Below are 12,602 nucleotides of genomic sequence, written 5' to 3' on the forward strand. Positions count from 1 at the left end.
TTCAACAAGGTCCCGAAAGGACACAGCGATGACAGCCTCCACTGGCGGCAACATGGAACGCGTGCTGCGGATGATGGCCGACAAGGGCGCCTCCGACGTCTACCTGTCGGCCAACACGCCGATCCTGATCAAGATCAACGGCCAGATCCTGCAGCTGAGCGACCAGCCGCTCACCGCCACGCAGCCGCGCCAGCTGCTGGCCGAACTGCTGACGCCGACCCAGCTCGAAGACCTGGAAGACACCGGCGAATTGAACGTGGGCATCGGGTTGTCGGGCGTCGGCAGCTTCCGGCTCAGCGCATTCCGCCAGCGCGGCTCGATCGCCGGGGTGTTTCGCTGCATCCCGCACGACATCCCCGCGCTCGGCAGCCTGAACCTGCCGCAGATACTGAACACGCTGGTGCTCGAGAAGCGTGGCCTGATCCTGATGGTCGGCGCCACCGGCACCGGCAAGAGCACCACGCTCGCGTCGATGCTGGAGCAGCGCAACCAGCAGATGGCCGGCCACATCCTGACCATCGAGGACCCGATCGAGTTCATGTTCAGCAACAAGCGCTCGGTCGTGAACCAGCGCGAGGTTGGCCGCGACACGCAGTCGCTGCAGGTCGCGCTGAAGAACGCGCTGCGCCAGGCGCCCGACTGCATCTACATCGGCGAGATCCGCGACCGCGAGACGATGACGATGGCGATCTCGTACGCGCTGTCGGGCCACCTGGTGGTCTCGACGCTGCACGCGAACAACAGCTACCACGCGCTCGGCCGGATCCTGTCGTTCTACTCGCCCGAATCGCGCCCCGCGCTGCTCGCCGACCTGGCCGCCGGCCTGCGTGCGATCGTCTCGCAACGCCTGGTGCGCGCCACGGCCGGCGGGCGCCGTCCGGCGGTCGAGGTGCTGCTGAACACCAAGCTGGTGTCCGAGCTGATCGAGCAAGGCGACTTCAGCGGCGTCAAGGAGGCGATGGAGAAGTCGATGGCCGAAGGCTCGCAGAGCTTCGAGTCCGACCTGGCCCGCCTGATCACCGAAGGCGTGATCACGCGCGACGAAGGCCTCGCGTTCTCCGATTCGCCGACCAACCTGATGTGGCGCCTCGCCAACGACACCGAGCCGGTGTCGCGCCAGGTTCCGAAGAAGGAAGAAACGGACGACAAACCGACCTTCACCGAGATCACGCTGGACGTGCACGACGAGCGCAACACCGGGTTCTCCACGCGTTTCTAGTTTTCGATGTCCGCGACCCTGCAACTCACCGAGGCCCTGATCAGCCGCCGCTCCGTCACCCCCGATGACGGCGGCTGCCAGGCGCTGCTGATCGAACGGCTCGCGCCACTGGGCTTCGAGTGCGAGACGATCGAGAGCGGCCCGGCCGATTTCCGCGTCACCAACCTGTGGGCGCTGCGGCGCGGCAAGCGATCGGGAAGCAACGGCAAGCAGCTGATGTTCGCCGGCCACACCGACGTGGTGCCCACCGGGCCGCTGGCGCAGTGGCAGAGCGACCCGTTCGTGCCGACGCATCGCGGCGGCAAGCTCTACGGGCGCGGCGCGGCCGACATGAAGACTTCGATCGCCGCGATGGTGGTCGCGATCGAGGAGTTCGTCGCGGCGCATGGCGAGCGCTGCGGCGGCATCGCGCTGCTGATCACCAGCGACGAGGAAGGCCCGGCGCTCGACGGCACCGTCAAGGTCTGCGAACTGCTCAAACAGCGCGGCGAGCGCATCGACTACTGCATCGTCGGCGAGCCGACCTCGCTCGCGACGCTGGGCGACATGATCAAGAACGGCCGGCGCGGCTCGCTGTCGGGCAAGCTGACGGTGCACGGCGTGCAAGGCCACATCGCCTACCCGCACCTGGCCGACAACCCGATCCACCGCGCCGCACCGGCGCTGGCCGCGCTCGGCGCGGTCGAGTGGGACCGCGGCAACCGCTACTTCCCGGCCACCAGCTGGCAGATGTCGAACATCCACGGCGGCACCGGCGCGGGCAACGTGATCCCCGGCGAGGTGGTGATCGACTTCAACTTCCGCTTCTCGACCGAGTCGACGCCGGAAACGCTGAAGTCGCGCCTGCAGGCGGTGCTCGACGCGCACGGGCTGCGCTACGACCTCGCGTGGACGCTCGGCGGCGAACCGTTCCTGACGCAGATCGGCGAGCTGAGCGACGCGATGAGCGCGGCGATCCTCGCCGAGACCGGCGTTCGCACCGAGCTGTCGACCACCGGCGGCACCTCCGACGGGCGCTTCATCGCGAAGATCTGCCCGCAGGTCGTCGAGTTCGGGCCGCTGAACGCCAGCATCCACAAGATCGACGAGAACGTCGAGGTCGCGAGCCTCGACCCACTGAAGAACATCTACCGACGCACGTTGGAAGGCTTGCTGCTATGAAGTTGATCGATCTCATCACCGCGCAGAGCGCCCGCCTCAAGACGGCGGGCGTTTCGTTTGGGCACGGCACCACCAACGCGTTCGACGAATCGGCCTGGCTGGTGCTGTGGGCGCTGGGCATGCCGCTCGATGCGCTCGAAGAACATGCGCAGCGCGAGCTGTCGGCCGAAGAAGAGGCGACCGCGCTCGCGCTGGTCGACGAGCGCATCCGCTCGCGCCGCCCGGCCGCCTACCTGACCCGCGAAGCCTGGCTGCAGAACGTGCCGTTCTACATCGACGAGCGCAGCATCGTGCCGCGCTCGTTCATCGCCGAGCTGCTGGTCGACGGCGAAGGCGAAGGCACGCTCGACGCGTGGCTGTCCGACCAGACGCACACGGTGCTCGACCTGTGCACCGGCAATGGCAGCCTGGCGGTGATCGCCGCGCTGGCCTACCCCGACGTGGTCGTCGACGCGGCCGACCTCTCCGACGACGCGCTGGCGGTGGCGCGCATCAACGTCGACAAGCACAAGCTCGGCAAGCGCATCACGCTGCTGCAGTCGGACCTGCTGGCGAGCGTCGGCGGGCCGTACGACCTGATCCTGTGCAACCCGCCGTACGTCAACAGCACCAGCATGGCCGGGCTGCCGGAGGAATACCGCCATGAGCCGGCCATCGCGCTGGCCGGCGGCGACGACGGCATGGACCTGGTGCGCCGCATCCTGCGCGACGCACCGGCGAAGATGGCGCCCGAGGGCGTGCTGCTGCTCGAGATCGGCAACGAGCGGCCGCACTTCGAGCATGCGTTCCGCAAGCTCGAAGTGGCGTGGCTGGACACCAGCGCCGGCGACGACCAGGTGCTGCTCGTCACCCGCGAAGCGCTCGCGCGCTGGAACCGCTAGACGGCGGCCAATGCGCGCTCGAAATCGGCGCGCAGATCCTCATGGTCTTCAATCCCCACCGACACGCGGATCAGCGAATCCGCGATGCCCATCGCTTGCCGCCGCTGCGCGCCCATCTCCCAGAAGATGGTGTGCGCGACGGGGATCGCGAGCGTGCGGTTGTCGCCCAGGTGGCTCGATTTGATGACCACGTCCAGTGCGTCGAGGAAGGCCAGGCAGTCGCGCGAGTCGTCGAGCTCGAAACTCATCAGCGCGCCGCCGGCCTTGAACCAGCGCTTCGCGTTGGCATGCTGCGGGTGGCTTTCGAGGCCGGGGTGGTTGACGCGCTTGACGCCCGGCTGTGCCGCCAGCCAGGTGGCCAGGCGAAGCGCGTTGTCGCAGGCGCGGTCCATGCGCAGCGCCAGCGTCTCGGCACCGGTCGCGATGCGGTGCGCCGCGTCGGCCGCCAGCGTCGCGCCGATGTCGCGCAGCCCGCGCTTGCGGATCTGCAACAGCCCCCAGCCGCGCGGCTCGCCCTTCTTGTACGGCTCGGCGATGTTGGCAAAACCCGCCCAGTCGAACACGCCGGTGTCGGTGACCGCACCGCCCAGCGCGTTGCCATGGCCGCCGATCGACTTGGTCAGCGAGTTCACCACCAGCCCGGCGCCCACGGCCTTCGGGCGGAACAGGTAGGGCGTCGTCATCGTGTTGTCGACCACGTACAGCAGCCCGCGCTCGCCGCACAGCCGGCCGATCGCCTCCAGGTCGGCGACCTGCGTGCCGGGGTTCGCGATGGTCTCGACGAACACCAACCGGGTGCGCGGCGTGATCGCCCGTTCGACTTCTGCCGCGTCGGTCGCATCGACCAGCGTCAGCCCGCAGCCCAGGCCTTCGAGCGTGTTCAGCAGGCTGGCGGTGTTGCCGAACAGGAAGCGGCTCGCGACGATGTGGTCGTCGCGCTTCAGCAGCGCGACCAGCAGCGACGCGATCGCCGCCATGCCGGTCGCGAAGCTGACCGTGCCGACGCCATCTTCCAGCAGCGTCAGCTTCGTTTCCAGTGCCGCGTTGGTCGGATTGCCCTGGCGCGCGTAGACATGCCCGCTGCGTTCGCCCTTGAAAACCGACACCAGTTCACGCGCCGTGTCGTAACCGAAGGCCGACGAGGGGTGCAGCGGCTTGTGCGTGGCACCATGCTCGACGCCGCCGCGGCGATCCGCGTGCAGCAGCCGGGTGGTCAGGCCCTCGGTCTTGCCGTCTCCTGCGATCTTTCCCATGTTTTTTTCCCGTTGGTGAGTTACCCATGATTGTCATCAAGAACGTCACGCTGCGGCGCGGCACCAAGATCGTGCTGCAGGACGCGAGCGTCACGCTGCAGCCCGGCGAGAAGGTCGGCCTGGTCGGGCGCAACGGCGCCGGCAAGTCGTCGCTGTTCTCGCTGCTCACGCACCGGCTGCAGTCCGATGCCGGCGACGTGGCGATCCCGCCGCGCTGGCTGGTCGGCGAAGTCGCGCAGTCGATGCCCGAAACCGACGATTCGGCGACCGATTTCGTGCTCGAGGGCGACACCCGGCTGAACGCCGCGAACACCGCGCTGGCCGCGGCCGAGGCGGCCGACGACGGCCATGCGATGGCCGAGGCTCACCAGCTGATCGCCGAGGCCGGCGGCTTCGAGGCCCGCCCGCGCGCGCAGGCGCTGCTGATGGGCCTGGGCTTCCGCCTCGACCAGCTCGACGAGCCGGTCAACAGCTTCTCGGGCGGCTGGCGCATGCGGCTGCAGCTGGCCCGCGCGCTGATGTGCCCGGCCGACCTGATGCTGCTCGACGAGCCGACCAACCACTTGGACCTCGACGCGCTGGTGTGGCTGGAAGCCTGGCTGCAGCGCTACGAGGGCACGATGATCGTGATCAGCCACGACCGCGAATTCCTCGATGCGATCACCCGGGTGACGCTGCACCTCGACGAGACGCGCCTGACCCGCTACACCGGCAACTACACCGCGTTCGAAGAGATGCGGGCCGAGCGGCTGATGCAGGCGCAGGCCAACTTCTCGAAGCAGCAGGAGCGCATGGCCCACCTGCAGAAGTTCATCGACCGCTTCAAGGCCAAGGCCAGCAAGGCCAAGCAGGCGCAGAGCCGCGTGAAGGCGCTGGCGCGCATGGAAAAGCTCGGGCCGGTGCTCACCAGCAGCGATTTCCAGTTCGAGTTCCGCGAGCCGCTGTCGCTGCCGAACCCGATGCTCGCGTTCTCGGTGATGTCGTGCGGCTACGGCGGCGTGCCGATCGTCAGCAACGTCAACCGCTCGGTGCTGGCCGGCCAGCGCATCGGCATCCTCGGCGCCAACGGCCAGGGCAAGTCGACGCTGGTGAAGACCATCGCGAAGGAGATCCCATTGGTGGCCGGCGAGGTCACCGAGGGCAAGGGCTTGTCGATCGGCTACTTCGCGCAGCAGGAACTCGACGTGCTGTCGCTCGACGACGGCCCGCTGATGCACATGATCCGCCTCGCGCGCGACGTGGGCCCGCAGGCGCGCGAGCAGGAGCTGCGCGACTTCCTCGGCTCGTTCCGCTTCGTCGGCGAGATGGTCACGCAGGCCGTCGGCTCGCTGAGCGGCGGCGAGAAGGCGCGGCTGGTGCTCGCGATGCTGGTGTGGCAGCGCCCCAACCTGCTGCTGCTGGACGAGCCGACCAACCACCTCGACCTGACCACCCGCGAGGCGCTGTCGATGGCGCTCAACGAGTTCGAGGGCACGGTGATGCTGGTGAGCCACGATCGCGCGCTGCTGCGCGAGGTGTGCGACGAGTTCTGGCTGGTCAGCGAGGGCGCGGTGAAGCCGTTCGACGGCGACCTGGACGACTACCAGAAGTGGCTGCTCGAGACCTCGCGCGAGATGGCGAAGGAAGCGCGCGAGGCGGGGTCGGCGAAGGCCAAGGCGAAGAAGGCCCAGGCCGTTGCGACCACCGCTGCCGCCGCGGCGGCCCCGAAGCCGGGCAAGGACGATCGCAAGGCCGGTGCCCAGCAACGCCAGAAGGCTTCCGAGCAGACCAAGCCGCTGCGCACCGAGCTGGCAACGCTCGAGAAGCGCATCGCATCGCTGACGCAGGAGAAGGCCAACATCGCCGAGGCCTCGGGTCGCGCCGACGTGAGCCCGGCGCAGCGCGTCGAGCAGGGCAAGCGGCTGAAGCAACTCGGCGACGAGCTCGACGCGGCCGAAGGCCGCTGGCTCGAGGTGACCGGCGAACTGGACGCGCTGGGCACCTGAGCCGCTTCGCGCTGCCGCACGCGGCTTCCGGTCGGCGACCGGTGCGCCGCGGTGCACGGCCTATCGTTCGTTCCCATGATGGCCCTCCAGAAAGCGCAGACAGGTGACCGGTCGGGCAGCAACGCCGGGCAGCGGAACACCGCCGCCCGTGCCGCCGAGCCGGCCGCGCCACCGACCGTCAACCCGGCATTGCTCGGGCGCTTTCGGGCGCTGATCGACGAGGTGACCGACGAGCTGATGCAGGGCCGCAGCGGCGACCGCAACAGCTTCCGCGCCGACGCGATCACGCTGCTGATGGCGACCACGAAAGAGGTGGACGGGCCGGCCGATGGCGTCGAGAGCCCGCTGAGCTACCTGCTGCGCGAAGAGCAGCAGAAGGCAGCCGCCGTGCTCGGCAGCAGCGAGCCCGACCACTTCTTCACGTTCATGAAGGTCTGAGGCACCGCGATGGCACTCCACGGAATCAACGGACCCGCCGAACGCGCACCGCGGCCCACCGTCACCCGGCAGAACGGCAGCGTCAGCACGACCGCACCGAGCCGGGCGCGCGACCGCGGCACCAACGCGCTCGGCAACGCCGTGCCCGAACGGGGCACGCGCAGCGCGCGGCCCGACGCGGCGCTGGGCGTGGCGTCGAACGTGCGCGACCAGATCTACGGCGCCGCGCTGAAGCTGCGCGAGAGCCCGACACCAGCCGGCCTCGCCGCCGGCACGATCGCGGCCGCGAAAGGCGTTCTGTCGCTGTACCGCGCGTTCCCGCAACTGACGCGATAACGCCGTTCCTCCGATGCAGGCAGGGCGAAGTCCCTGCCGGCGGCCCGGGATTTATGTTGTACACAATTCAATTGCCAGATTGAGAATACAGTCTCGTCCATGGCAAGCACACACCGCCCCCGTCGACAGGACCGCAGCAGCGCCGGCGCGCCCGCGCTGCCGGCCGATGTGGATTGGCTGCAGCTCGACAACCAGGTGTGCTTCGCGCTGTATTCCACCTCGCTCGCGATGACCAAGCTGTACAAGCCGCTGCTCGCACCGCTCGGCATCACCTACCCGCAGTACCTGGCGTTCCTGGTGCTGTGGGAGCGCGATGCGCTGACGGTGGGCGAACTCGGCGAGCGCCTGTTCCTCGACTCCGGCACGCTGACGCCGCTGCTCAAGCGCATGGAAGCCGCCGGCTGGCTGCAGCGCCAGCGCGCCGCCGACGACGAGCGCCGCGTGATCGTCAGCCTGACGCCCGAAGGCCGCGCGCTGCGCCAGAAGGCGCGCGCCGTGCCCGCGCAGCTGGCCCAGGCCAGCGGCTGCAGCGTCGGCGAGCTGACCGACCTGACCCAACGCCTGCAGCAGCTGCGCCAGCAGCTGCTCGATGACGCGCCCGATGCGGCGCATGCGTGAACGCCGTACCTCCCACCCACTCACCCACCTGAAGAGGAAGACACCATGAAGCTCGAAAAAGCCCTGTACACCGCCCACGCCACCTCCACCGGCGGCCGCGAAGGCACGTCGAAGTCGTCCGACGGCGTGCTGGACCTGCGCCTGACCACGCCGAAGGAACTGGGCGGCAACGGCGCCGTCGGCACCAACCCGGAACAGCTGTTCGCCGCCGGCTACTCGGCCTGCTTCATCGGCGCGATGAAGGTCGCCGCCGGCCAGCAGAAGGTGGCCCTGCCGGCCGACACCTCGATCGCCGCGAGCGTCAGCATCGGCCCGATCCCGCAAGGCTTCGGCATCCAGGTCGCGATGACCATCACGGTGCCGGGCGTCGAGCGCGCGGTCGCGCAGAAGATCGTCGACGCGGCGCACCAGATCTGCCCGTACTCGAACGCGACGCGCGGCAACGTGGACGTGGCGCTGACGCTGGCCTGAGCCTGATCGCCGCCGCCGCGATGGCTCACGCGTAAGGCGTGCCCGCCATCGCGGCGTTCAGCCCGAGGGTGCCCTTGTCGACGAGGGCGAGGAAGAGCGCCTTCGCCGCGTCAGCGTCCTGGCGCTCCCGAAAGCTCCGGTGCGCCTGGATGAGGGCGGCGGCCCACGTCGCCAGCAGCAGGCCTGCGGCCAGATGCGCGGCCGGATCGCCCGCCTCCCGCGCGGCCCCTTCGGCCAGCGCCTCGGTGACGACCTGCGCGATCTCGTCGCGTATCGCCCGGGCCCGGGCCTTCAGCGTGTCGCTGCCCTCGATGGTCTCGATGAAGCCCTGGCTGTCCGCAGAAAACTCGACGTACGGGCTGCCGTCGTCGACCAGCCGGTGCGCGAGCAGGCGCAAGGCCTCGATCGGCGAAACGCCCGGATCGCGCTGCCGCAACGCATCGCGCAGCACCTCGCGGACCTCTTCGTCGCGGTCGAAGAACATGTCTTCCTTGCGCGGGAAGTGATTGAACACCGTCATCCGCCCGACGTCGGCGGCCGCCGCGATCTCGTCCACCGTCACCTTGTCGAAGCCGCGCGCCAGGAACAGGCGCGTCGCGGCGTTGGAGATGCCTTGCCGCGTGGCGAGGCGCTTGCGGGATCGCAGGTCGGACGGGATTGACATGTCTTCATTGTACTGAGTACAGTTATTGTACTCAGTACAACGTGGAGTGCAGTACATGGAAATGCCGGTGGATGTGGTGGTGGTCGGTGCCGGGCCGGTCGGGTTGCTGGCCGCCATTGAGCTGGGCCTGGGCGGCGCGCGCGTCGTCGTGCTGGAGCGCCTGGCCGCGCCGAGCATGGCCATCAAGGCGATGTCGGTCGGGCCGCTCGGCAGCGAGGCGCTGATGCGCCGCGGGATGGCGCAGGCCCTCGCCGCCGCCGAGGCGCGCAGCGTCGCGGCGATGCAGCAGTTCATCACGCAGCCGGGCGCGGCCGCGCGCGGGCCGGGGTCGAAGTTCAGCGGCCACTTCGCCGGCCTCGCCCTCATTCGCAAGGATGCGCAGAAAGAGCCGGAGCGGCGTGCCCGGCCGGTGGACCAGCAGGGCGTCGAGGCGATGCTGGCCGAGCGCGCCGGCGCGCTCGGGATCGAGGTGCGCCGTGGCTGCGAGGTGACCGGCTTCGTGCAGCAGCACGACGGCGTCGATGTCGCTTGGGCTTCGCCGGCCAGCGCAGGCCGCCTGCGCTGCGCCTGGCTGATGGGATGCGACGGCGGGCGCAGCAGCATCCGCAAGATGGCCGGCTTCGACTTCCCCGGCACCGCGCCGACCTCGACCTTCTACCAGGCCGTCGCCGAGGTCGACCACCCCGATCGCCTGGGGCCCGTGGGTTGGCATCGCACACCGGGCGGGGTGTTCTCACACGGGCCGGTGCCGGGTCGCTTGTTCATGCTGGATTTCACCGGCCCGCCGGAAGATCGGCAAGCGCCCGTCACGCGCGACGAGATCGAGGCGGTGTTGCGCCGCATCAGCGACACCGATGTCCGCGTGAACGCACTTGCCAGCGCCAACCGGTGGGCGGACAACACGCGGCTCGTCGACAGCTACCGGCGCGGCCGGGTGCTGCTGGCCGGCGATGCGGCGCATGTCCATTCGCCGTTCGGCGGCCAGGGCCTGAGCCTCGGCCTGGTGGACGCGGCGAACCTCGGCTGGAAGCTCGCGGCGGTGATTCGCGGCGAGATGCCGGACAGCCTGCTCGACAGCTACACCGCCGAGCGGCACCCCGCGGCCGAGGCGGTTCTGCAGAACACGCTGGCCCAGGTCGCGATCCTGCGGCCCGATCCGCAAGCGGGTGCGATGCGCGAGCTCATCGCGACGCTGATGGCGTTCGACGACGTGAACCGGTTGATCGGCGAGACGATGAGCGGCCTGTCGACGCGGTACGAACTCGGGTCGGCACGGGACGAGGTCGGCCGGCTGGTCGGCGATGTCTCGATCGGCGAGCTGATGCAGGACGGGCGCGGCGTTTTTCTCGACGCCTCCACGGACGGCAAGGCCTCGCAGCTCGTGAGGGCCGCCACGCGGTGGGTGCGATGCGTCGCGGTCGGCGCGGGGCGCTCGATGCTGATCCGTCCCGATGCCTGCGTGGCCTGGGCCGGCGACGACAACGACACGGACGGACTGGAAGAAGCGCTGCGCCGCTGGTTCAGCCCCGCGCTGGAAAGCATTTCCTAGTCGGCGAGCAGCTGCAGCAGCAGCTCGACGCGCGCCTGGTACGGCGAGCGCTCGCCGCCGGCCGTCAACACGTCGCCGGCCTGCGCGAACACCGGGCCGCCGGCCACGCGGCTGCAGCGCAGCACGCGCACGCCGGCCGCCTGGGCCCGCAGCAGCGCCGACTCCAGCGCGTGGTGCACCGTGCCATGCCCGGTGCCAGCGACCACGATGCCGCGCGTGCCCCGCTCGACCAGCGCATCGACCAGCACGCCGTCGACACCCGCATGGCTGAGCAGGATGTCGACGCGCGGCCACGCCGGCCCGTCCACCAGCCGGCTAACCGCCGCGGCCTCCAACGGCTCACCGGCCGGCCACGGGCGGAACAGCCGCAGCCGCCCTTCCTCGATGCGCCCGACCGGGCCGGCATCGCCCGAATCGAAGGCCTCGATGCGGTAGGTGTGGACCTTGCGCACATCGGCCGCGCCATGCACCACGCCGCCGAGCACCGCCAGCACGCCGCGCGCGCCGGGGTGCTGCGCGACGGTCACCGCATCGAGCAGGTTCTGCGGCCCGTCGGGCTGCAGCGAGGTGGCGGGCCGCATCGCCGCGGTCAGCACCACCGGCTTGCCCGGCGCGAGCACGCGCTGCAGCAGCCACGCGGTCTCTTCCAGCGTGTCGGTGCCGTGCGTGACGACCACGCCGGCCACCTCGGGCCGCGCCAGGTGGTGGGCGAGCCGCTTGAGCAGCGCGCGCCACACGTCGGCGCTCATGTCCTTGCTGTCGACCTGGGCGACCTGCTCGGGCTCGAGCGCCACCGCGGCCAGTGCCGGCACCGCCTTCACGAGCTGCGCGACGCCGAGCTGCGCCGCGGTGTAGCCGATGTTGTCGCCGGGGGCGGCCGAGGTGCCGGCGATGGTGCCGCCGGTGCCGAGCACGACGACGGTTGGGTCAGTTCTTTGCATTTTTCACGAAGCTGGATAAAAATACAGTCACTGGATGGATGTTCAGTCCGCTGCTCACTGCCGCGCGAATCATCAACCCGAGGCCCGCGATGAACGAAACCCCGAAGCTCACCGACCGCCAGCAGCAGATCCTCGACCTGGTGCAGAGCGCGATCGAGCGCACCGGCGCCCCACCGACCCGCGCCGAGATCGCGAACGAGCTGGGCTTCAAGTCGGCCAACGCCGCCGAGGAACACCTGCAGGCGCTGGCCCGCAAGGGCGTCATCGAGCTGGTGGGGGGCACCTCGCGAGGCATCCGTCTGCAGTCTGACACATTGCGTGCGCTGAACCAGAGCCGCGGCAAGCAGTTCAGCCTGCCGCTGCCCAGCCTCTCGCAGCTCACGCTGCCGCTGGTCGGGCGGGTCGCGGCGGGCAGCCCGATCCTCGCGCAGGAGCACATCGACCAGACCTACCTGATGGAAGCCAGCCTGTTCAGCCGCCGGCCCGATTTCCTGCTGAAGGTGCGCGGCATGAGCATGCGCGACGCCGGCATCATGGACGGCGACCTGCTCGCGGTGCAGAAGGCCAAGGATGCGAAGAACGGGCAGATCGTCGTCGCGCGGCTGGGCGACGAGGTCACCGTCAAGCGCTTCAAGCGCACCCGCACCAGCATCGAACTGCTGCCGGAGAACCCCGATTTCGAGCCCATCGTCGTGCCGTTCGGCGACGTCGACTTCGAACTCGAAGGGCTCGCGGTCGGCCTGATCCGCAACAGCATGCTGTGATGGAGGCTGCCGTGGTGATCAAGGCCCCGAAGGCGGCGAGTGCCGCGGAGTGCAAGTCGCTCGAACAACTGCCCAACATCGGCCCGGCGCTGGCGGCCGACCTGCGGCTGATCGGCATCCAGGCGCCGCAAGACCTGCGCGGCAAGGATGCCTTCGTGCTGTACCAGCGGCTGTGCGCGATCACCGGCGAACGCCACGACCCCTGCGTGCTCGACACCTTCATGGCCGCCACCGATTTCATGGGCGGCGCGCCGGCCGCGCCGTGGTGGGCCTACACCGCGCAGCGCAAGGCCTTGTTCGGGTCGGTGTGACCCACCCCCGA

Annotated in this window: 14 protein-coding genes; 11 read left to right on the forward strand and 3 right to left on the reverse strand. The window is 69.6% G+C overall.

Annotation, left to right across the window (positions count from 1 at the left end):
* Window positions 1–28: 28 nt before the first annotated feature.
* Genes ACXJLU_RS01405 through prmB form a run of 3 tightly spaced genes read left to right on the forward strand, consistent with a single transcriptional unit; the run spans window position 29 to window position 3,261 of the window.
* Window positions 29–1,219, forward strand: a complete 1,191-nt coding sequence (locus ACXJLU_RS01405; RefSeq protein ID WP_457328728.1) for a PilT/PilU family type 4a pilus ATPase — start codon at window positions 29–31, stop codon at window positions 1,217–1,219.
* A gap of 6 nt (window positions 1,220–1,225) precedes the next feature.
* Window positions 1,226–2,380 (forward strand): succinyl-diaminopimelate desuccinylase, encoded by a 1,155-nt coding sequence (gene dapE, locus ACXJLU_RS01410; RefSeq protein WP_457328729.1) that lies wholly within the window; start codon window positions 1,226–1,228, stop codon window positions 2,378–2,380.
* Window positions 2,377–3,261: a 50S ribosomal protein L3 N(5)-glutamine methyltransferase gene (gene prmB / locus ACXJLU_RS01415; RefSeq protein WP_457328730.1), complete on the forward strand. Its 885-nt coding sequence runs from the start codon at window positions 2,377–2,379 to the stop codon at window positions 3,259–3,261. Before dapE ends, prmB begins: the two co-directional genes overlap by 4 nt.
* On the opposite strand, the gene ACXJLU_RS01420 is transcribed toward prmB, so the two are convergent.
* Complete coding sequence (locus tag ACXJLU_RS01420) at window positions 3,258–4,514, reverse strand: cystathionine gamma-synthase family protein (protein WP_457328731.1); 1,257 nt, start codon at window positions 4,512–4,514, stop codon at window positions 3,258–3,260. The genes prmB and ACXJLU_RS01420 overlap by 4 nt on opposite strands.
* Window positions 4,515–4,540: 26 nt before the next feature.
* Here ACXJLU_RS01420 and ACXJLU_RS01425 point away from each other — a divergent pair, with 26 nt between their 5' ends.
* The 5 genes from ACXJLU_RS01425 to ACXJLU_RS01445 all read left to right on the forward strand — a co-directional run bounded on the left by ACXJLU_RS01425 (window position 4,541) and on the right by ACXJLU_RS01445 (window position 8,362).
* Window positions 4,541–6,499, forward strand: a complete 1,959-nt coding sequence (locus ACXJLU_RS01425) for an ABC-F family ATP-binding cassette domain-containing protein (RefSeq protein WP_457328732.1) — start codon at window positions 4,541–4,543, stop codon at window positions 6,497–6,499.
* A gap of 78 nt (window positions 6,500–6,577) precedes the next feature.
* A complete protein-coding gene (locus ACXJLU_RS01430; RefSeq protein ID WP_457328733.1) occupies window positions 6,578–6,937 on the forward strand; it encodes a hypothetical protein in 360 nt (119 codons plus the stop codon).
* Window positions 6,938–6,946: 9 nt separating this feature from the next.
* A complete protein-coding gene (locus ACXJLU_RS01435; protein ID WP_457328734.1) occupies window positions 6,947–7,273 on the forward strand; it encodes a hypothetical protein in 327 nt (108 codons plus the stop codon).
* Window positions 7,274–7,372: 99 nt separating this feature from the next.
* Complete coding sequence (locus ACXJLU_RS01440; protein ID WP_457328735.1) at window positions 7,373–7,891, forward strand: MarR family winged helix-turn-helix transcriptional regulator; 519 nt, start codon at window positions 7,373–7,375, stop codon at window positions 7,889–7,891.
* A gap of 45 nt (window positions 7,892–7,936) precedes the next feature.
* Window positions 7,937–8,362: an organic hydroperoxide resistance protein gene (locus ACXJLU_RS01445; RefSeq protein WP_073466797.1), complete on the forward strand. Its 426-nt coding sequence runs from the start codon at window positions 7,937–7,939 to the stop codon at window positions 8,360–8,362.
* Between the two features lie 25 nt (window positions 8,363–8,387).
* Here ACXJLU_RS01445 and ACXJLU_RS01450 read toward each other — a convergent pair whose 3' ends face one another.
* Window positions 8,388–9,026, reverse strand: coding sequence for a TetR/AcrR family transcriptional regulator (locus ACXJLU_RS01450; protein ID WP_457328736.1), 639 nt, complete (start codon window positions 9,024–9,026; stop codon window positions 8,388–8,390).
* Window positions 9,027–9,081: 55 nt separating this feature from the next.
* Here ACXJLU_RS01450 and ACXJLU_RS01455 point away from each other — a divergent pair, with 55 nt between their 5' ends.
* The gene (locus tag ACXJLU_RS01455) at window positions 9,082–10,575 is read left to right on the forward strand and encodes an FAD-dependent monooxygenase (RefSeq protein ID WP_457328737.1); all 1,494 of its coding nucleotides are present in this window, start codon (window positions 9,082–9,084) and stop codon (window positions 10,573–10,575) included.
* Here the strand turns inward: ACXJLU_RS01455 and ACXJLU_RS01460 are convergent.
* Window positions 10,572–11,516 (reverse strand): asparaginase, encoded by a 945-nt coding sequence (locus tag ACXJLU_RS01460; RefSeq protein ID WP_457328738.1) that lies wholly within the window; start codon window positions 11,514–11,516, stop codon window positions 10,572–10,574. The two genes, ACXJLU_RS01455 and ACXJLU_RS01460, sit on opposite strands and share 4 nt — an antisense overlap.
* An 89-nt stretch (window positions 11,517–11,605) precedes the next feature.
* Between ACXJLU_RS01460 and lexA the strand changes: the two genes are divergently transcribed.
* Window positions 11,606–12,280, forward strand: coding sequence for a transcriptional repressor LexA (gene lexA / locus ACXJLU_RS01465; protein WP_073466870.1), 675 nt, complete (start codon window positions 11,606–11,608; stop codon window positions 12,278–12,280).
* A gap of 11 nt (window positions 12,281–12,291) precedes the next feature.
* Window positions 12,292–12,591 carry a helix-hairpin-helix domain-containing protein gene (locus tag ACXJLU_RS01470; RefSeq protein WP_457328739.1) on the forward strand — a complete coding sequence of 100 codons (300 nt, stop codon included), beginning with the start codon at window positions 12,292–12,294 and terminating at the stop codon, window positions 12,589–12,591.
* Window positions 12,592–12,602 lie beyond the last annotated feature (11 nt).

The sequence above is a fragment of the Rhizobacter sp. P5_C2 genome (assembly GCF_054049715.1).